9 protein-coding genes are annotated in these 21,998 nt (G+C 52.7%); 2 read left to right on the top strand and 7 right to left on the bottom strand.

Features of this window, described 5'->3' with window-relative positions; translation table 11 throughout:
- Positions 1–81: 81 nt before the first annotated feature.
- The 7 genes from QNN88_RS07970 to QNN88_RS07940 form a co-directional block, all read right to left on the bottom strand.
- On the bottom strand, positions 82–630 hold the full coding sequence (locus QNN88_RS07970) for a serine O-acetyltransferase (RefSeq protein ID WP_414239732.1): 549 nt from the start codon (positions 628–630) through the stop codon (positions 82–84).
- Positions 631–1,050: 420 nt separating this feature from the next.
- The gene (locus tag QNN88_RS07965; RefSeq protein ID WP_414239731.1) at positions 1,051–1,599 is read right to left on the bottom strand and encodes an invasion associated locus B family protein; all 549 of its coding nucleotides are present in this window, start codon (positions 1,597–1,599) and stop codon (positions 1,051–1,053) included.
- Between the two features lie 104 nt (positions 1,600–1,703).
- Complete coding sequence (locus tag QNN88_RS07960; protein WP_414239730.1) at positions 1,704–10,862, bottom strand: autotransporter outer membrane beta-barrel domain-containing protein; 9,159 nt, start codon at positions 10,860–10,862, stop codon at positions 1,704–1,706.
- Between the two features lie 1,183 nt (positions 10,863–12,045).
- Positions 12,046–13,395, bottom strand: a complete 1,350-nt coding sequence (locus QNN88_RS07955) for a GntP family permease (protein WP_414239729.1) — start codon at positions 13,393–13,395, stop codon at positions 12,046–12,048.
- A gap of 94 nt (positions 13,396–13,489) precedes the next feature.
- Positions 13,490–15,469, bottom strand: coding sequence for a xylonate dehydratase YjhG (gene yjhG / locus QNN88_RS07950; RefSeq protein WP_414239728.1), 1,980 nt, complete (start codon positions 15,467–15,469; stop codon positions 13,490–13,492).
- A gap of 10 nt (positions 15,470–15,479) precedes the next feature.
- Positions 15,480–16,385, bottom strand: coding sequence for a dihydrodipicolinate synthase family protein (locus QNN88_RS07945; RefSeq protein ID WP_414239727.1), 906 nt, complete (start codon positions 16,383–16,385; stop codon positions 15,480–15,482).
- 4 nt (positions 16,386–16,389) lie between these two features.
- Complete coding sequence (locus QNN88_RS07940) at positions 16,390–17,178, bottom strand: IclR family transcriptional regulator (protein ID WP_414239726.1); 789 nt, start codon at positions 17,176–17,178, stop codon at positions 16,390–16,392.
- A 236-nt stretch (positions 17,179–17,414) separates the two neighbouring features.
- On the opposite strand from QNN88_RS07940, the gene QNN88_RS07935 reads away from it, so the two are divergent.
- Positions 17,415–18,218 (top strand): PhzF family phenazine biosynthesis protein, encoded by an 804-nt coding sequence (locus QNN88_RS07935; RefSeq protein WP_414239725.1) that lies wholly within the window; start codon positions 17,415–17,417, stop codon positions 18,216–18,218.
- A 511-nt stretch (positions 18,219–18,729) separates the two neighbouring features.
- Complete coding sequence (locus QNN88_RS07930; protein WP_414239724.1) at positions 18,730–21,924, top strand: autotransporter outer membrane beta-barrel domain-containing protein; 3,195 nt, start codon at positions 18,730–18,732, stop codon at positions 21,922–21,924.
- Positions 21,925–21,998: the final 74 nt, after the last annotated feature.

Below are 21,998 nucleotides of genomic sequence, written 5' to 3'. Positions count from 1 at the left end.
ATCGCCCCTTTTAAACAGAATTGATGTATCTACTATAGTATGGTTAAACGGCCTTCTGAATCATAGCGATTGAGGGGAGGCTTAAGCCTCCCGGTAGACGACTTTGCTTTTCTTTTCGGTGTAATAAATACAATTGTCAGGAATATCATCAACGACAAAAGACATCGCTCCGATTGTCACGCCATTACCAATTGTAATGTTATCACCTATTATGCAACTATTCGCACCCACCGTAACGTTATCACCAATGGTGATTTTGTAGCTCTCATCATTTTTTTCCGGGTGTTTAATCCCAATGGTGGTATTTTGTCTTATTAAAAAATTATATCCTATCTCGCAGACAGAACCTATCACAACACCATTATAATGAGCTATGCATAGCCCAGGTTTAATCTTCGCGCCTAACCCAATTTCAGTATTATATTTATGTATTAAACGCCTGTTTAGAAACTTTGCAATTTTCTTGCCTGACTTCCCTTTTTTTTCAAAAAGATATGATGCTATACGCCACCAAAATAAAAAACGACGTTTCGGTTGACGCCAGATATGCCGAATTGCGCGAGGCCATGAGAATTTTTTGTCTTTACCGCCTATAACCTCAACCCTCAGGCACTCCTTCAAATTTTCCATGTCTACTGTAACCTCAACGTTTATTTCTTATTGATAAAACTATCCCCTACTAACCCTATGGTATCCGAAGTTATTTAAAGAAATCTATTTATTTCAACCTCGTCAATGTGGGTTATGTACAGTATTTAGTGTGAGGTGTTTGCATTAATTAAGTGAATAAAAAGTATAATATTGTAATCAATAGTGAAATATATTGACTTAACTTGTTAAGCTAACTTATTGGGTTTATATAAAGAAACCCAGGTGTGACAGTCTTTGAAGTGATATATCTTTATGAAATTTATAGGTTTTGTCAGCGCAGAGAAGCAGCGCGCTGAAGGGTTGCAGCGTTCGAGTCTCTGCGCTTCCGCCAGATTAAACAAGGGGTGACCGAAAGGTAGCCCCTTTGTTTTTGAGGCAAAAAAGATTCTCTGAAAACACTCATGAAGACGGTGGTGTATCCGTCTTTTTCGCCTGTAAGAACTGAATGCGTTGCAGAGCTTTATCCAGGCCGTTAACCGGCAACTGCAGTTCAATTTTCTCAGCACTCACTCCTGAATTCTTGCCTGTCAGCGTCCATTTACCCGCGTTCATCAGTATCTTCACCTGTTCTTTATCCCATTGAACAGGAACGACACACCCTTCCGGTAAACATGTACTGAATTTCAGTGTTTGCAGGGGCTTCTCGTCAGCAGACAGACTGATACCTTCTGTAAGCGCCAGCCCAAAGGGCAGGGTGAGCGTTCCGGTTAATGACGTCTCCGGGTCACCGCTCAGTTGTGCTGAGAGCACTCTGGCACCAGCGCGTGTCTGCACCTGCAGTGCAGAGCATACTGTCCCTGCTGTGTCCGTATTTTCCTGACAAACAACCATCCAGTTTCCATAACGCTCCTGAAGCACCACTGCATCGGCACCATCAGGCAAAATTGCCTGAGCCTGAAATCCCGAAGACAGACAAATCAATGCCGCTGCGGCTAATAAACGTTTCATTCGTTCCTCTTTTTATATTGTCGTTACCCTGATCCGGGATAACAGAACCAGGCCAGGAGCCGGTCATTCCGGCTCCTGGCCCTCGGCGGCTGACTGTCTGTGATTTACCAGTTGTATTTCACCCCCAGCATACCCTGAGTATCGCTGTAGCCCTTGTCACCCATTTGCACCCCCACGCTGCCCCAGACGCTTAGGCGGTCGTTCAGTTTGCCTTCCACGCCGGTGCGGACTTCGCCCAGGTTGCGGGCTCCGTCACGACTCACCGTCGTACCGTCCATCTTCACGCCAAAGGATTCGGTATTGTGGATCCAGTTCACTTCTACGAATGGCTGGAAGGTACGCTGTTTGCCGTCATCCATTTTGTGGTGACTGTTCAGGTACGTTCTTACCCCGAGGCGGGTATGGATATTGCCGTCGCCCTGTGTTTCGATGCGGGTACCGTCGTGCCGGGTGTGCGCGTTATCCTTCACGCCCATCCAGGTGATCTGCGCCTGCGGCTGTACATACCAGGTATTGAGCGTGCCCTCGCTGCCCCAGAACTCACCGGCTTTCAGGGTGTAACCGGCTTCCAGCGAAGCGGTTAGTCCTTTGGATTTGTAGCTGTCGCTCTCACGGTTATCCGCTTCCACCGTGTTGTCGAACCAGTTGTAGAGCATCCAGCTGTCCACGTACATGCCGGTTTTGTCCGCGTCGTTCTGGTACCAGGTGCCGTACAGACCGGCGCTGTAGCCGCTGACACGTCCGTCGGAACCGTATCCGGCACGATCGCTGCGGGTGTGACTGCGCTCATTGGCATAGCCTCCCATCACGCCCAGATGCCAGCGGTCCAGACCATCGGCACTCCACTGGGCGATATCTCCACCGAGCTGCAGCACATAGCGGTTGCTCTGCGTTTTCAGTTGCCCGCTGCCAGCAGAAGAACGTTCGTGACCGCCGACGTGGCGCATCCACAGGCTGCTTACATTGCCGTCACCGTTACGCAGGGCGTCGGTGTACTGCGGTTCACCGAGACGGTCATGCAGGCGGTGGTTAAACAGTGTGTTGGCCGCCGCGATGTTGCTGATATAGCTACCGGCTTCAGGGCGCAGCGCGTCCGGAGCGGTCGGGTCGACAACTGGCGGGTCCTGCGCGGGTACTGCGCCATTCCATTTGCTGGTCAGATACCAGTTCTTCGCCGCCTCACCGGTTCCTTTCGCCAGCGTATAGACATACGCCCCGGCTTCTACGCTACCATTCGTCAGCGCGAAGTTACCGGCTGAGCGGCCATCCACCTGCACCAGTTCAATGCCGTTTATTGTCTGCGCACCCGTACCGCCGACGTTATTCACGTCAACACGGGTGTTACCGCTGGTGTCACCGTGTACCGTCAGTTTATCCGTCGGTGAGTTGTCGCCGTTCAGAGTGGTGTTCAGCGACAACTGTCCGTCGTTGCCGGTGTAGTTACCGTTGACCACCAGCTGGTTGCCCGTTTTGCTGCCGGCAAGGTTCACCGTCCCGCTGTTGCTCAGGTTACCGCCCAGTGTCAGGAGAGCCGCCGCCGCAGATTCATGTCCGGGTAGGGCGTTCATGGCAATGAGTGTCCCACTGTTCATGACACTCCCTCCCACCAGACCCTGTCCGCCCAGCATGCCACCGGAGGCCACCGTGACCTCACCAGCACCCGCGCCACCCAGTACCGTGTCAGGTGAAGCCAGTACGATGGTGGCGCTGTCAGCCACTGCTACGCCAGCCGTCATGTCACTGTTTGTACTTTCCATCGTCAGGATACCGCCACTCACATTAAGCTGACCGCCCCCGGTTATTTCTCCCTGTACGCGGCCACCCTGTGACAGATTCAGCGTCCCGTTATTCAGTGCCAGCGTTCCGTCCTGCAGGGTATTCAGTCGTCCGGCTGACTGGGTGGTGCCGTTAAGATCTGTTTTCGCACCGCTGTTAATCGTCAGCTTCGCGGTGGCACCCAGCGCACCGTCCACATCCGTGCGCAGGGTTCCGCTCACCACGGTAGTGTCACCGGTGTAGTCGTTACTGCTGTTGGAGAGCGACAGCACATCATCGCCCGTGGTACTGATGGCAAGATTACCGCTTCCCGTGATGCGGGCAGACTGGTCTGCGGCAGCGGCGGTGGCACCCGGTGTCCCGTCGAGCGTCAGGGTCTGGTTCTGCAGGATCTCCAGCTCTTTCAGACCGTAGTTGACATAAAGGCCATCCTGGCTGCCGGTAGTCCCGGTGGTAGTCACGCGGAAATCCCAGGTGCCTTTAGCCACCGTGTTGCCACCCTGGGCGATATCCACCTCCGTGGCGTCGCTGATGGTATTGCCATTCTGATCATGCAGCATCAGGTTTCCACCACTACCGGTAACCTGAGCGGCGCTGGCCAGCTCAAGCTTGACGTTCGCCTCATCCTGGGTCATCAGGGACGCCCGGGTGTCGGTCTCATGGTCAGGAACATAGGTTTCAGGAAGGAGAATCTGCACCGTGCCGTTACCGGTTGCATCCAGCGTGCCGGCGGTTATATGGCTGTCAGCCATTTTCCCATCAGGCGCCGTCGCGTTAAATACCATCTCACCCCCGGCAAAGGCGAGGCCACCGATGGTCTGCTCCCCGTCTGCCACCGTAGTGATACTGCCGACATTTGCTTTCAGAATGGCGCTGGTCAGGGCAGAGGTGTTCACGCCACTCAGTTCCAGTGTCGCATTGTTCAGGTCAACGGTTCCGGTAAAGGCGTTGCCTGCTGTTGATGAGAAGTTAAATGCCCCGTCTGCGGTATCCACCTTCAGCACACCGGCACCGGTCAGGACATTCTGCAGGGTGAAGGCGCCTGCGCTGGCGAGATCAATCAGCCCGTTGTCTTTCAGGGTGGCTGCCGCTGGCAGTGTGGCGTCAGTGACGTGCAGCGTGCTGCCGGTCTGTACATCGTATGTACCGGTAAACGAACTGCCGGTGTCCGTGACCGTTACATCCGCATTGCTGGTCAGGGCCACCGTACCGGCACCGGTGATCCGGCTGTCCAGGTCACCGTTAAAGGCATCCAGTGAGAGGATACCGGTGTTATGAGTACTGACCGTTGCTGTTCCTGTGTTCTCCGTCCCGGAAGCATGCAGTCGGGTCCCATCTGTAACATCCCAGGTCCCGGTAAACAGGCGGTTATCCGCTGTCGCCATCACATCCGTTGCGTTATTCAGCGATACGATCCCCTGTCCGCTGAGACGGTTCGCGAGCGACCCCGTCACACCGTCCAGCATCAGGGTGCCGTTATCCTTAATATCACCGGTACCTGCGCCCTGTGCATCATTCATCACCACTTGCGCGCCATTGCTGATGGTGGTCGTCGCACTCAGACCGCTGTTGGCACCGTCAATCGTCAGCGTGCCGCCGGTGACATTCAGACTACCGGCACCGGTCAGGCTGCCGTTGCTGTAACCGCCACTGGTCAGGTTCAGCATACCGCCGTTAATGTTGAGGACGGAATCGACATCACCCGCCAGTTGACCGGCAGTTTGCTCAGTACCGTTCAGGTCTGCCTTCGCAGTGCTGTAGATATGTAACTCACCGGTATCACCCAGCGCGCCGTCTGCATCCGTCCGTAATGTCCCGGCCTGAACCAGCGTGGTCCCGCTGTAGTCGTTAAGACCATTTGACAGGGAAACCCGTCCGTCGGTACTGATGGCAAGGTTACCCGTCCCAGAGATTTTCGCTGACATGTCCGCATCTGCACCGCTGGCGCCCGCGAACTCAGCCAGCGTCAGGGTCTTCCCGGCACGGATATCCACTTCCTTCAGGCCGTAGTTTACATACAGACCGTCTCCTGGCGCGGTGGTCAGACGGATACCGTACTGACCATCAGCCACAACCGTGCCGTTCTGCGCGATGGCAATACTCTCGTCGGTGCCAATAGCATTCCCGTTCTGGTCAGTGAGCGTCAGGGCGCCGCCGGAGCCAATGACCGTATCGGCCTGGACAAGCTGAATAGCCGGTCTTGTATCATCCTGCTGCAGCAGGTTCAGACGGGTGTCCGGGTCAGCCGTCAGACCCGGGTCATTCCACGGGTCCGTTAGTGTCACCTGAACGTTACCGGTGCCGCTTGCCTGAAGGTCACGACCGTTACGGCTGAAGGTGCCTGCACCGGCAACCAGCGTTCCCGTCTGAAGCACGCCGTCAGACAGGGCTGCACCTGGCAGGGAAATATCCAGCGCCAGCGTACCGCCGTTGAAAGCCAGTCCGTCGGTATGCTGAACCCCGCCGCTTACCATCGTGGTGTTGCCGGTACTGGTCATCAGCATGGCCTGTGTCAGCGCCGCGGCGTTATCCCCGGACAGGGCGAAGGTGCTGTTTTGCAGATCCGCTGTGCCCGTAAAGGCCGTTCCGGCTGAAGAGGCAAATGAAAAGATGTCGTCCGCAGACGCCAGGTCCACACTTAGCAGGCCGCTGCCGGTGAGCACATTACTGAACGTGAAATTACCTGTACCGTCGGTTGTGGCACCGGCCACGTCCAGCGTTCCTGGCGCGGCAATGTTCACGGTGCTGGTGCCGAGCCCCGTATTGCCTGTGGTGGACTGTGAGGTGGTGGTGAGCGTGCCGCCGTTAATCTGGGTGGCACCGTTGAAGGTGTTCTCTTTGCTCAGGACCGTATGGCCTGCGTCCTGTATCACGGTACCGTTGCCGGTAATCAGCGGAGTGAACTGGTAAGCGCCCGCCGTGGTCGGGTCCGTCTCGGTATGGTTAAACACCAGGGTGGCGCTGCCGGCCCCCATGTTCACACTGTCAGCACCGGTGATAAACCCGGCACCTGCTGCCGACTCACCATGAGCCGCACCGATATTGAGTGTGCCGCTGCTGCCAGCCTGCATCGCCAGCGCTATTGGATTGTTGGTATCCAGCGTACCGCTGTTGCTCAGGGTGAGGGTGCCGGTGCCTGCCATTCCCAGGTAAACGAGCGGGGATCGAAGCAGGGAGCCCGCGCCGTCCACCGTGATAGTGCCGTTGGTGGTCGCCAGTGCCCCGACGCCGACGACGGTTTGCTCACTGACTACGCCTCCGTTACGGATATTCACGAAGCCGGTTCCTGCCTGCCCGACGGCCAGGCCAACCACACCGTTCTGGATAAGCGTCGAACCTGGCCCCTCCACATTCAGGACACCGGTGCCGGCCCCAGGTTGGGCTGGGCCATTCAGTCCCCCAAGGATGAGACCGTTATTACTGTTTACAGTCCCTCCCTCAGTGATATTCAGTGTGCCGTTACCATACTGCCCTATGACCGCCAGACCATCCATATCCAGATGACCCGTCTGACTGACGTTAATCACACCCGTACCGCCGGCTTGCGCACCAGCCGTAATATCATCAGCAGTGACGCTACCGCCAGCGGTAATAGTGAGCGTCCCGGTTCCTGCATCGCCCACAATCAGCGGGGACAGAGTGCTGCCATCAATAGTCCACTGTCCGTCACTGCTGACAATGACAGAGCCATGACTGCCAGCAAATTGCCCAAGCGAGCCGCCTTTTGATGTCATCAGGCCGCCATTGCTGACCTGTACATCGCCGGTCCCCCTATATCCCACCGCCCAGATCGGGCCTGAAGCGACTCCGGTATTCAGTACGGCATCAGCACCGTCTACAAGGACAGTACCTTCACCTCCGGCACTTACCCCGACCGCGAAGCTGTCTGTGTTTACCGTCCCACCCGCATTGATATTAAGAGAGCCGGTTCCCGCATCGCCAACCTCAATGAGGTTCGTGCTGTCGTTCCACACCGCACCGGAACTGACATTAACCGTGCCATTCCCCCCGGCTGATTTGCCCAGGGAAGCATAACCACTCTGCAGTAACGCGCCATCAGTGAGCGTTACGGTACCGCTACCTGAGCCCCCCACAATCAGGCTGTTAGAAATCCACTGAGAATTCGCTCCTTCCACCGTGGCAGTGCCGTTACCGCCTGCTCCTGCCCCGATTGTACTGATATTAGTGACACTGACTTTGCCACCATTCGTGATGTCCAGTGAGCCCGTACCGGACTGGCCTACCGTCAGGTCAGCGGTATTCAGTACTGAGTCCTGGCCGTCTACCGTCACGGATCCATCGCTGGTTGCGGCATTCCCCAGAATAGCGGAAGAAGACTCAACGACACCGCCGTCATGAATATTGATAGCGCCGGTTGCAGCATTGCCCACCATGAGGCTGGCGCTCTGTCCCGCCGCTAATGCAGTGCTGTCCCACACGGCACCGTTACTGACATCCACCGAACCGTTACCGGCCCCGGTATTACCGACAAAGCCGCCCACGCTGGTCACTACGGCCTCGTTCGTCAGGGTCATGGTTCCGTTACCAGCGGCCCCTGTGGTCAGACTACCGGTCAGGTTCCACTGCGAACCCGCACCGTCGACTGTCACGGTACCGGTACTGCCTGCGCCACTGCCTGTGATGCCGGTGCCGGTCGTATTCACCACTCCTCCATCATTGATGGCAAGTGTGCCCTGACCACTGGCGCCTGTAGTCAGCGATGTCATGTTCATCACGGCATTCACACCGCTGACATTTACCGTACCTGTACCCGCCGCGGCGTTGCCGATCGTGGTGTTACCTGCCGTCACTGTACCGGTCGTGTTGACATTAAGGATGCCTGTACCCGCATCACCGACCTTCAGCGCGCCGATACCGTTATTCCACAGACTACCCGAGCTGATATTCACCGTACCGGTTCCGGTTTCGGTACTGCCCACGATGCCGCCGTTGCTGGTGACGCTGGCGCTATTTGTCAGCGCCATCGTGCCGGTTCCTGCCGCGCCTGAAGTCAGGACGCCGGTCAGGTTCCACTGAGAATTCGCGCCATCAACGGTAACTGCACCGCTACCGTCTGCGGCGTTGCCGATGGTGCCCGTGCCGGTACTGTTCACAACGCCGCTGTCAGTGATGGTGAGTTCACCCTCGCCATTCACCCCCATTATGAGGGCTGCAGTATTCAGTACGGCATCTTCACCTTCCACATTTACAGTACCCACACCGGTCGCCGCATAACCTATATTGGCATTGCCAGCCGTAACGGTAGCGGTGGTGTTGATATTGAGAGTCCCGGTGCCGCCACTGCCCACCGTCAGCGTTTGTCCGGCGCCAGCAGCATTCACTAGATTCCACTGGCCGTCGCTGCTCACATCAACGTCACCCTGGCTACCCGTATCCTGACTGACCACGCCAGCACCTATGCTGTCCACCATACCGCTGTCAGTAATGGTGAGAGTACCTGTACCTGCTCGTCCCACTGTCAGGGCCGCAGTGTTCAGCACGGCATCGGTTCCGGCCACCTTCACCACGCCAGTCCCCGTCACAGTGGCGCCAAGAGCGACAGTCCCGGCAGTGACCGAGCCGGTGCTATTCACGTTGAGCGTACCGGTACCGTTTTGGCCCACATTCAGTGACTGTTTTGCTCCGCTGGCATTGATAAGATCCCACTGAGAATGACTGCTGACATTCACAGTACCTGCGCTGTTCGCGCTGTAGCTGGCATTGAGGGCATTACCGATATAGCTTGCACCGGCGCTCTGTACCAGACCACTGTTGGTAATGTTCAGTGTGCCAACGCCCACGTAACCATTGCTGCCGACGTTCAGGGCGACGGTATTCAGCACCGCATTAGCACCATCCACATTCACGATGCCTGTGCCAGCATCACCATAATAGCCGCTGCCAATATGTGTGGCCCCGGCAGTGACGCTGCTGTCGGCATGGATATTGAGTGTGCCCGTGCCGCCGCCGCCAACTCTCAGACCCTGAAGTGCGCCACTGGCATTAACGGCATTCACAGTGGTTTCACCACTCACATCCAATATGCCTGTGCTGCCTTTCTGCGCGCCAATCGTGATGCCGCCACCGGCAGTCATCAGCGCACCATCCGTTAATGTCACGGTACCAGAACCCTGAAGTCCAATGTTCGTCGTTGATGTTGTCGTCCAGGTGGAGCCATTACCCTCTACCGTAACGCTGGCAATATCCGTCGCAAGCCTGCCAATGTTAATGGTATAGGTACTCAATGCCCCGCCATTAGTGACCTGTATGGCGGTAGGGTCTGCCGGGTTTTTACCTTCCATGTAAAAGGTTCCGCCCGTGATGAGACGAGATCCTGTGCCATCAATCGTAATGAGAGTACGGGAGGTCGCGTCATTAGCCCGCATTTGACCGCCTGCCGTAAGATTGACGACACCTCCGTTTGTAATGGCTATGGTGGAAGTGGTACCTGTTACGTTCCCCATGAAAAAGTTGCCACTGTCCGTCCATACGGAACCAGCACCGTCCACCGTCACCGTACCATTGATCGTATCGCCGGAATTGCCGTGAGAAGCAACATTGCCTCCGTTAGTCACTGCCATTAAGCCGCCGGCAGCCACATTAAAATTTCCGGAGGTCAGTTTAGAATCTATGCCGTCGACCATGAGCGTGCCGCCGCTGCTAACATTGGTTGGGCTAAGATTATTTAAGCCAATGACTTGCCCGCCATCGGTGATAGCGAGGTCGCCATCAATCAGCAGGCCACCGTTTCCGTATGACAAACTGGAACCTGTACCCTCAATAGTGGCTTTACTGCCAGCACCTACTGACGTACCGCTATTACCGGTAATCACTGAACTCCCCCCGGAGATGTTCAGCGTGCCCGTGCCTGCGCTGCCCACAATCAGCTTTTGTCCCGATAAATTCCACTGGCTGCCGCCGCTGACATCAACCACACCTTTGCTGCCTGCCAGTAATCCAATCGTGCTGCCGGCAGTGCTGTTTACAACACCACCGTTCGTAATGGTTAACATCCCCTCACCGGCATGTCCCACTGTCATGGAAACCGTGTTCAGTACCGAGCCTATGCCGTCTACCGTGATGGTTCCTGAGCTTCCGGCTGACAATCCAGCCGTACTGGCACCACCCGTGACGGTGCCACCATTACTGATGGTGAGTTCTCCCGTCCCGCCACTGATACCGCCCACAATAATGTTTCCGCCATCTGCATAAGGATTATCCTGGGTGATGGTCAGATTAGGGGTGCCCAGACTGCTGTCCACGACCAGCTCAGCAAAAGAGGTACCGGGCAGGGCCATCAATACCAGTAGAGAAAGCACACGCAGTCGTGAAGGAAGAGGGTCCGCAAAGAGGGTATTCTTTAAGCAGGGAAGAGGGGAGACCGTCTGGCTGACGGATGAAACCTGATGTTTCCCGTTCACCAGTTCAGAGCAGACCTGGAAGACCCGTAGTGTGTGGTTCCAGATAACACGATAGATTTTGTTCATTGCAGCAACCTCTTACGCCGCATCAGTACGGGGTGTTGGAATTCCGCATTTACCCTAAATTCTTTTGTGGTCTTCACAACGTGATGACCGGGTATTCGTACTTACCGCGAGCAATTCATTAACTTTCCTGGTGAATTTGACCTGAGCAATTCTGTACTCCGGCAGATATGTATTAACCGGACTGGCCTGCATATCGATATATGTTTTATGCATGTTGCGCGCTCATTAATTGTTCAAATCTGTCTGGTGTCGTTGTTTGTTTTTTTTGTAAAAAAATAGGAATATTCGCGTCTCTTCGCTGAACGACAGGAAATACCAACCTTTTCAGTAATATTTTCTGAAAGGCATTTTAGAAAAATGGATAATGACAAAGAATGAGGTGGTTTATTTACTCTCCCCGTTAACAGCTGATACGGATAAATAAAGAACAGGCAGATTACGTGGTAATTTTCCGGTTCTTATTCTGTTGTCTAATCTCTTGATACTTAAACGCTATCACTGGCGAAGCCTTGACGCTACGCAGAAAAAATTAACATAATGGAGACATTGGTATTGTCTGATAGTCTCTGAAAGGTAAACAATTTCAGGGCAAACCCGGCAATATTTCTGAAGCTCTCCAGACTGGCTTCCAGCAGGTATCTTTAGATATAAAGTGGCTACTGGATAACCTTCTGTCATTTTTTAAGCTCAGTGTTGCATTGCGTAAAAAGCCAGTCAATATGCCGGGTTCTTGCCTCGGGAGCACTTACATTTGCGGCTGAATGAGGGATGAGCATAAAATCTTAGATTCGCTTATTCAAAGATCTTGTTTTATCCGGTATTAATTCTAAAGACTTCTCTGCATTCCAGGATATTTATATTTAACGATAAGAATTTTAGACGTTATATTAGCCCCGCTAATTATTTCCCGGATAGCACGTTTTGTTAATTGCAGGGGGCTGAAAAAAAAGATTTTCAATATCCCATTGAATTTAATGGTTATTTTTCCTAACTGCGGATTAGGGGAGCTCGCCATGCTACTGGTTCGGAGGACTCGGCTTTTCGGAAAGGATGTCGGGCAAGAGACAGTCTGGTGAGACGCTCATTCAACGCTTGCCTGTCTGTCAGTAATGAAGAGCGTAAACAACGAACAATGAAGAGGGCGCCAGTGAATCGACGACGCGATCCACTGGCGAGAGGGGAATTAAAGAACCATGCTGGCGAGCAGAATAAATATCAGTCCGCAGATGGATAACAGCGTGGACATCAGCGTCCAGGACAATAGCGTCTCTTTGGTGGTCAGGCCGAAGAAGTCTTTAATCATCCAGAAGCTGGCATCGTTGACGTGGGAACAGATACAGGAGCCTGCCCCGGTGGCCAGCGTAATCAACGCCAGGTTAGTACCGGGATGCACCGCCAGCAGCGGGATAACCAGTCCGGCGGTAGAGATTGCCGCAACGGTGGCAGAACCCAGACAAATGCGCAGGAACGCGGCAACGCCCCAGGCCATCAGAATCGGATTAATATCCATACCTGATACCAGCGTCGAAATGTACTGACCCACGCCAGAATCGATGAGCACCTGCTTGAATGCGCCGCCGCCACCGATAATCAGCAACAGCCCGGCGATACCCGCAATGGCTTTCCCACAGGAATCCATCAGTTCAGGAATTGTCTTTCCGCGCCCCAGACCCATGGTATAAATCGCGAACAGCAGCGAGATCAGCATCGCAATCGTCGAGTTGCCTAAGAACAGCAATACGTTATAGAACGTGCCGGATTCCGCGGCGTTTTTAGCATGAGTCATCTGGATAATGGTGACGACCGCCATCAGGATCACCGGTAGCATCGCCGTGAGAAAACTGATGCCAAAGCCGGGCATTTCGTTTTCGCTGAACCGGCGGGTTGAACCGAGGGAGGCAATATTTCCTTCTTTTTTAAACGCGTCAGGAATAACCCGCTGACAGAATTTATTCAATATCGGCCCGCAAAGAATAAAGGTCGGAATGCCGACAATAATGCCGTAGATCAATACCAGTCCTACATCTGCACCATATTCACGGGCGATGACGGTTGGGCCGGGGTGGGGGGGTAAAAATCCATGTGCGACCAGCAAACCGGAAAGCATGGGGACACACATATACATGGGCGATATTTTTGCTTCGCGAGCAATGGCGAATAAAATAGGGACCAGAAGAATTAAGCCAACTTCGAAAAAAAGCGCAATACCGACGATAAAGGCTGAACAGACGACCGCCCAGTCAAGTCGCTTTTTACCGAAATAATTCAGCATGGTCAGAGCGATTCGCTGCGCGCCACCCGCGTCAGCGAGTAAGCGGCTGAGCATGACGCCAAAGCCAAATATCAGACCAATATGGCCCAGCGTACCGCCAAGACCGGATTCGACCGAGGTGACGACTTTATTCAGATCCATTCCACTGGCGATGGCGACAACAATCGAGACAATAATTAAAGAGACAAAGGTATTGAGTTTAATTTTTATAGTTAAAAGCAGGAGTAAAGCAATCCCTGCCACAACGATAATTAGCGGCATAACGTCCTCTCATTGTAGGGTTGCGACCTCTCATAGCCCGGCTACGCAAAATATAAATACTGCGTAGCGGAGTTATTCAGTGGTCTGGATATTATTATTTTTGCTTTAAGGTGTTATTTAGGTAATCGCTCAGGGCCGCGCCGATTTTATTTACATCGTAAATACAGCCCGTCCATGTTCCGCCGCTCACAGCCTGGAGCATCGCCCAAAGCCGGGTATCATCTGGCAGTTCAGGGTCAGGAAGTAAATCCTGATGGCTGGGTCTGGCGTTTAATATTGCGGTAGCGTCCTCCCGTGATGGTAATGTTTCATCGTTACGGGTTCCGAGGAAATTGACTTCGCCCTGTAGCTCGCGGCAATCAATTTTAATTTCAATAATATCCCCGGTGCGTAATTTACTGATTGGCCCTCCGGCCAGGGCTTCTGGTCCTACATGGCCAATACACGCGCCAGTCGAAACGCCTGAGAAACGTGCATCCGTAATCAGTGAAACATGCTTCCCGTATGACAGATGCTTCAGGGCGCTGGTGACCTGGTAGGTTTCTTCCATCCCGGTGCCGGAAGGGCCAACGCCGATAATGACCAGAATGTCGCCTGCTTTAATCTTGTCGTGCTTGATATCGTAAATTGCGGTTTTCTCGGACAGATAAACCTTCGCCACGCCTTTATGGTAATAGATACCCTGATCATCAATTACCGAGGGGTCAATGGCGGTAGACTTGATCACCGATCCTTGCGGGGCAATATTGCCCACCGGGAAGGTGATCGTTGAGGTGAGATCACGCTCTTTCGCCCGCTGTGGCGACATGATCACCTCGTCGGCGTCGATCTGTTCCTGGTCGCGCAGAAGCTGTTTGAATCGCTGCCGCCGTTCGGAGTGCTCCCACCAGTCGAGGTTCTCCTTCAGAGTGCTGCCGGTGACGGTCATCACGTCTTCATGCAGCAATCCGAGGTTGCGCAGATGCAACATCACTTCCGGCACACCGCCCGCCATGAAAGCATTCACCGTCGGGTGATAAACCGGACCATTAGGGAGTACGCTCACCAGTCGGGGCACACGCTTATTGATGCGGATCCAGTCGTCCACGGTCGGGATATGACAGCCGGCCTGATGGGCAATCGCCGGAATGTGCAGCAGCAGGTTTGTTGAACCGCCGAACGCCGCATGAACCGTCATCGCATTCTCAATCGCTTTATCCGTGAGGATTTCCCGGGTGGTGATACCTTGTTTGCACAAGTTCAATGCCGCCCTTGCGGAGGCTCTGGCGATCTCTTGCCACACTGGCTCACCGGAAGGGGCCAGCGCAGAGTGCGGGATGGCCAACCCCAGTCCTTCGGCCACCACTTGCGATGTCCCGGCGGTGCCCAGAAACTGACAGCCGCCGCCAGAGGAGGCACAGGCCTTACAGCCAGCGCGACGAGCGTCCTGTAGCGATAACTCGCCATTGGCGAAGCGTGCGCCGATGGTCTGCACTTTGCCGTTATCTTCTCCATCCTTCGCGGGCAGCGTCGCGCCACCGGGTACCAGCACTGTCGCTTTGTCATGCTGCGAGGCGAGGGCCATCATGGTGGCCGGGAGTCCCTTATCACAACTCGCCACGCCAATGACGGCTTTCGCATCGGGCAGGGAGCGAATAAGGCGGCGCATCACCATTGCGGCGTCATTGCGGTACGGCAGTGAGTCAAACATTCCCGTTGTACCCTGAGTGCGTCCGTCGCAGGGATCGGAAACATAGACGGCGTAGGGCAGGGCGCGGTTCGCTTTGATCACTTCCGCCGCCGCCTTCATCTGGATGTCCAGCTCGTAGTGGCCCTGATGCAGCGCCAGCGCGATGGGCTTACCGTCTTCTCCGCGTAGCCCTCCCAGCGTGCTGAGCAGCAAAATGCCGTCCCGATCCAGCTCATCCGGAGACCAGCCCATTCCGGCATTCATCGTCATCCCGAACAGGTCCCCGCTCGGGCGGTTGATGAGCATCTCCGCCGTGAGCGGCAGTTCTCCGTCAGGGCCATCAGCGTGCGTTCTGACGGTGTAGATATCGTGATTTTCGTCAGCAAAAATAGAGCGAACAGACATGATTTTCTCCTCAGTCCGATAAAATGCCCTGCGCAACCAGCAAAGCATGGACCTTTTCTTTGGCTTCGTCCGACACGTCAAGAATCGGCGGCAAGCAATACGTCTCCACCGGCAATCCCACGCACTGCATGCTGTATTTGATCAGTGAGACGAACGGCGTTTCCAGAGCATAAATCGCCGGCAGCTGCAGCAGCTTTTTATTCAGGGTGAAGGCGGTTGTCAGATCGCCCTCGCCCCAGGCGCGGTAGATACCCACAGAGAGCTCCGGAGCAAAGTTTGCACTGGCGGATATCGCGCCATCACCGCCCAGTTGCAGGGTGTTCAGTAAATGATCGTCGAAGCCGCAGAACACTGAAAATGAGGGGCGCACAGACTTAACGGTGTTGATCATCGTGCGCAGGTGGCCGACGCTGTCGATGGTATCTTTGATCCCGACGATGTTCTCATTTTGCAGCGCCAGACGCTTCACGGTCTCCGGGGTTAAGTCCTGACCGGTCAGGTCCGGAAAGTTATACAGGATCACCGGCAGCGTGACGCTACGGGCGATCTGCTGGTAATAGTCGTCAAGATTTCGCGGCGCAACCTTCCAGTAATAAGGATTAATGGCAACGACGCCGTCAGCGCCGCAGGCCTGCGCATGTTGCGCCAGTTTGACCGCTTCGTCAGTGGAAGGTGAACCGACGCCAATCAATACCGGAACCCGCCCGCCGACAACGGCAACGGCCTCTTCGGCGAGTGCCATTCGCTGGGCGGTATTCATCTGGCTAAATTCGCCCCCGGTGCCCAGATAAAACAGCCCGTCTACGCCTTTATTGATCAGGAAGTCGGCAACCTGACGCATTGCCGTTTTATCAAGGGTTCCGTCACGATGAAACGTGCTGGAGACCGGTGGAATTATGCCGCTGAATTTTCTCATTACCTCAGTTTCCTTTTCGTAAATACTCATTTTCGTTTCTGTAGCCCAGCCCATAGGATATTTGGCCGGCGCATTTGCGGAGCAATTCCAGATAGCCGTCGATCTTATTTCCTGAATAAACGACCGGATCGCCTGAAAGCGAAATTGCATAGTTAACGCGGTTATACATATTGAATACCGGCATACTTAAACAGACCGCGCCATAGGTTGATTCTTCGCTATCGATCGCCCATCCCCGAAGTCGCGTTTTTTGCAATTCTTCCAGAAATAACTTTTTATCGGTAAACGTATTGCGTGTGTGCGGCGTCAGTGTGATCGCGTCTAAAAAATAATCCAGCTCTTCCCGCGTTTTCCAGGCTAATAACGCCTTACCCAGCGCGGTGATATGTAATTCCAGTTTTTTACCAATCCAGCTCTTGCTTGTTGGCACTGAGTCCGGACTCTCAATTTTGTCGAGATAAATCGCAGAATAGCTCTCCATTGCTCCCAGATGGCAGACCAGACCGCTTTTCAGCGACAACTCCTGCATGGGCCGCTTCGTCACCTCAAAGATGTTTTGACGATGTAGCGCCTGACAACCCAGCTCATAGTTTTTTATTCCCAGCGAATAATGGCCGTTTTTATTTTTAATTAAAAAGCCACACTCCACCATGACATTCAATAAATTGAGCAGGCTGCTTTTGGGATACTGAAATTCTTTTAATAATTCCATATAACTCGCCACGCCGACCCACGCGATGTGGGTGAGTATTTTTTCGGCACGGACTAATGAATTACACCCTTTGCGAACCATCGTGAAACCCTCTTGCTGGTAGAATAAATATTATCGGCATTGCCAGGATCAAAATAGACCTTGTTCAACATGCTGAACCGTAATGCGGTAATTAAATGTGATCGCGTGCGCATTTTAAGGTGCAGTATTATCTCACGGACATTACGCTGAATCGGAATACCTGAAAATGAAAAGACGACAGGACGTCGTGGCATGATAGAGTGGAAGTGCACAAAAAATAATTCGAGGTTTGCACGATGCAACAAATTGATTTCTACATGATCGATGCCTTCAGTACCACGACCTTTGGCGGCAATGCCGCGGCAGTATGCCCGCTAACCGAATGGTTGCCCGATGAGACATTACTGAAGATGTCTAAACAGCATAACCAGTCAGAAACGGCTTTTTTTGTCCCAAATGAAAACGGCTTCGAGTTGCGCTGGTTTACCACGCAGGGCGAAATCAATCTGTGCGGGCATGCTACCCTCGCAGCCGCGCATGTCATCTTTGAGCATTTGAATTTTCCGGGCGACATTATCCATTTTACTACCCGGTTTGTTGGCCCACTGAAAGTCACCCGCAGCGGTGAATGGTTGACACTGGATTTTCCGGCCTGGGAAAGCGAGCCCGTCACGCCGCCGCCTTTACTTCTGAATGCGTTGGGTATCACAGAATATAAAGAAGTGCGCGTGGCACGTGATTACCTTGTGGTGCTGGATAATCAGCAGCAGGTTGACGCGCTGCGCCCGAATATCAACGCTATGCTCCCGCTGGGAAAAATGGTTTGTGTCACCGCGCCGGGCGAAGGGAAATACGATTTTGTCAGCCGTTTCTTCTGTCCTGGAGAAGCCGTCGCGGAGGACCCCGTCACCGGTTCAGCGCATAGTATGCTCATTCCTTACTGGGCGAAAAAACTGAACAAAACGGAGATGCTGGCGTATCAGGGAGCCGAACGCGGTGGGGAGTTACGCTGTCAGAATGTCGGGGAGCGTGTTCATATCGGTGGACAGGCAACCACGTATCTGCTGGGTAAGGTCTTGTTGCGCCAGAACTCGCGGTGATGACGATTTGATATTTATCCTTTCTGATGCGATTCGCGCTGATGCAATCAGACGTGAGCTGATGAGGAGAGGGTGAAATTAATTTCCTGGTGGGATATCGGGTCCCACTGAGATCTTGTTAATATATGTCGCTATCAGCGTCCTGAAATCGGTGTTATTTTTACAGTTTTATAACCGAAAATTCCGAAATATCAGTGCTTGCATGAAGTAAAAATTAGCAAGTCTACAATGCCATAAATGTTAATTAACCTGATGACAACAGCACGGTTCATTTCATCTTATTGAATTTATTTATTTATTCTCTTTATATGTATATTTTATGATATCGGAGAAAAGCGTTTTATATAAAATTCTGAGTATTTTGTTCATTGTGCAGGACGCTGCTTTTTCGTGCGCTGACGATAATATATGAGTTAAAATAATTATCAATTTATTGTTAGTCGCCCACAATAAATAGCTGGATGATCGCTGGCGTTTGACGTAACCCTTAAGGAAAAGGATATCAATGCTAATGGACTATACATCTATACTTCGTTGTTTTAGAAAAAGTTGCCATATTTCTGCTATTGCATTAGCCGTCAACGCTGCCCTGGCATCGTCTCAGGTTCATGCGGCGGTGACCACAACGGTCATCGCCGCGAGTGGGCAGGATATTACTTTAACCACCGGTGAGCAGCACACTACTGATGATCGGTTGGTTTTAAGCGCTTCAAATACGGGGACGATTAGGGGGGAAGATGTGCTTCTCTCTACCACTTACCGCAACAGTGGTCGGTCCGTTATTGCCGCTTATGCCGGGGGACAGGTTATTCTCAAAGGGGCAACGATAAATCATTTAAATGCTATGACGGGTTTTGACCCTGACCGTACGCAAGCTATTCAGGCATATGGCCTGGGTTCGCTTGTTGATATTTCTGACTCCAGAATAGAGAGCTTCAATTATATTGCGCAATTATCGGATGGTGCGACGGCCAGGTTCCATAATACGGAGATGATTGCGCATATGCATGGATTGACCGCTAAGGATATTGGCACAAGCATTCTTGTGACGGATTCTGATATCACGTTCCTTGGCCAGTCGACCGGTTTCAATGCCCGCAATGGTGCACAAATCACTGCCCGGAATACCTATATCCATGGTGATGTCAGTTATGGCTCGGCGGTATCCTGGGATTCAAATTATGCGGTACCCAACCAGACGCTGGCGTCAAAAGGCATTTATGATCATGTTACTATCGAAACGCAACGCAATAACAACGTGGGTTACGGTATCTGGCAAATTGGTCGTTCCCAGGTTTTGATGAACGATTCGCATATTATTACGCATGGTAGTAATACCAGTGGAATATTTGCGGATAAAAGTCAGGAAGTATCAGAAATTCGCAACACAAAAATTGAGACGCTTGGTAGTACAACTACTGCGGTTTCCATGAGAAATGGTAGCCAGATTCTGCTGGCAGATAACAGTGAAATTACCACCTCCGGCAATAACAGTTACGCATTGTATGCCCACCATAATAATAGCGATAACGTTGCGCCTACTACCATTACGGCATCTGATACCACTATTACGCTCAACGGTACAGACAGTTATGGTGCAAGCGTTGAATCTGCGGGGTCACAAATTTATCTCGATAATGTTTTGCTCACTACACAGGGTAATAAATCTACGGGATTGTTGGCGAAAACCGCAGGGAGCATTTTACATACGAACCGTCTTAACGCGAGAATTCAGGGTGATAATTCACTCGGTATGCGGGTACAGAATGGGGCTGATGCTCAACTGAATAACAGCGTATTGAATGTATCCGGGAACAACAGTCATGGCATTGTTTTTAATACCGCGAATACAAACGATAGCAACAGCATGCAAATAACGGGCAGCCATATCGAGACGAACGAGGGTTACGCTATCCTGAATGAAAGCGGGATACTGGATCTGAACCTTAATGGCTCCACGATCGTTGGCCGTTCGGGAGGCGAAAACGGTGTAGCCATCAACGTTAAGGATTTGAGTTCAACAGTTCGGTCAGGCGCGGTGGCTATTACAGCGGATGACTCACATATCGTTGGTGATATTATCTCGCAGTCAAATAATGCGGGTGCAGCATTCGATGTGACATTAAACAATGCCTCATCATTCACCGGCCGGACGCCCGATGTTGACAGTATGACCATCAATGATACCAGCCAGTGGAATATGACTGACAGTTCGACAGTCTCCATGCTGGCAAATAACGGTTCGGTCGTTTTTATGTCCCCAGGCAATAGTGGTGCATTTAAGACATTGACGGTAAACGGCGATTATCACGGTGGTGGTAATGTAGTCATTAACACCACCCTGGAGGATGACGCTTCTCAAACCGATAAACTGGTGATAGAGGGAAGTACCTCGGGTACAACGGGTCTTTTTGTCAATAACCATAATGGCAGTGGCGCACAAACAACAGAGGGCATTGAAGTCATTACTGTCGCGGGCGAATCCGATGGTATTTTCGCACTAAGAAATCGCGTCGTTGCCGGTGCTTATGAATATCACGTCGCGAAAACGGGTAAGAACTGGTACTTAACCAGTTCTGTCTATGAAGAACCGGCTGACCCGGTTACGCCCACAGAGCCGACACCGCCTCTTATTCCATCAGAACCGGCCGCGCCAGCAACACCTGGTACCCCCACTGAACCGGCAGCCCCTTACTATCCGGCTCAGCCCGTAGAGGATAATGGCGATAAGGAAGATGAGGGCGTCAGAGTAATACGTCCGGAAGCCGGGGCTTATGTTGCAAACCTTGCACAAGCGAATACCCTGTTCCTTACCCGTTTACACGATCGGCTCGGTGAAACACAGTACACCGACTTTTTAACCGGTGAGGAAAACGTGACCAGTCTGTGGTTGCGTCAGGATGGGGGGCACAATCGTAGTAACACTCGGTCGGGCCAGTTAAAAACACAGTCCAATCGCTACGTGGTGCAAATCGGTGGGGATATCGCGCAGTGGAGTCAGTCTGGCCTGGATCGTTTTCATTTAGGTGCGATGGCGGGGTATGGCTATGTTCAGGGTCATACCGATGCTAAATACAGTGCGTATCGCGCAAAAAACCGGGTCGATGGCTATTCTCTGGGATTATATGGGACATGGTATGCCAACCAGCAGGATAAGTCCGGATTATATGTCGATAGTTGGGTACAACATGCCTGGTTTAGTAACTCCGTTCAGGGTGAGGGATTATCGGCCGAGAAATATCCTTCACAAGGATGGTTAGCGTCAGTGGAAGCGGGCTACAGTTTTAATCTGAGCCAGAACGATCGCGTAAGTTACTGGCTTCAGCCTAAAGCTCAGGCAGTCTGGATGGGGATCCATGCCGATAAACATATTGAAACGAATGGTACAAGCGTCACGGGCAATGGCGATAATGTGTTGACGCGTTTAGGTCTGCGCGCTTATCGCCAGCAGACAGATGCTGGCTCCGGTCGCACACTGCAACCGTTTATTGAAGTTAACTGGCTACACAATACGAAACACTTCGGCGTCACAATGAATGATGTGTCTGATTATCAGGCCGGTGCACGTCATATCGGAGAGGCTAAAGTCGGTATTGAAGGCAACATCAGCCCAGGGTTGAGCGTTTGGGGAAGTGTCACTCAGCAAATCGGTGACAAAGGATATCGTGATTCTCAGGCATCGTTTGGTTTCAAATACAGTTTCTGATGTGTGGATAAACGTTCCATTGTGCCGCATCGCTGGATTGTCAGGGATATGAGTTCAATCAATCTTTATCGCAG

It is taken from the genome of Citrobacter sp. ANG330, assembly GCF_047467925.1.
GTDB lineage: Bacteria > Pseudomonadota > Gammaproteobacteria > Enterobacterales > Enterobacteriaceae > Citrobacter_A > Citrobacter_A amalonaticus_G.
The sequence above is the reverse complement of the archived record's forward strand: the minus strand, read 5'-3'. Positions and strand labels throughout refer to the sequence as shown.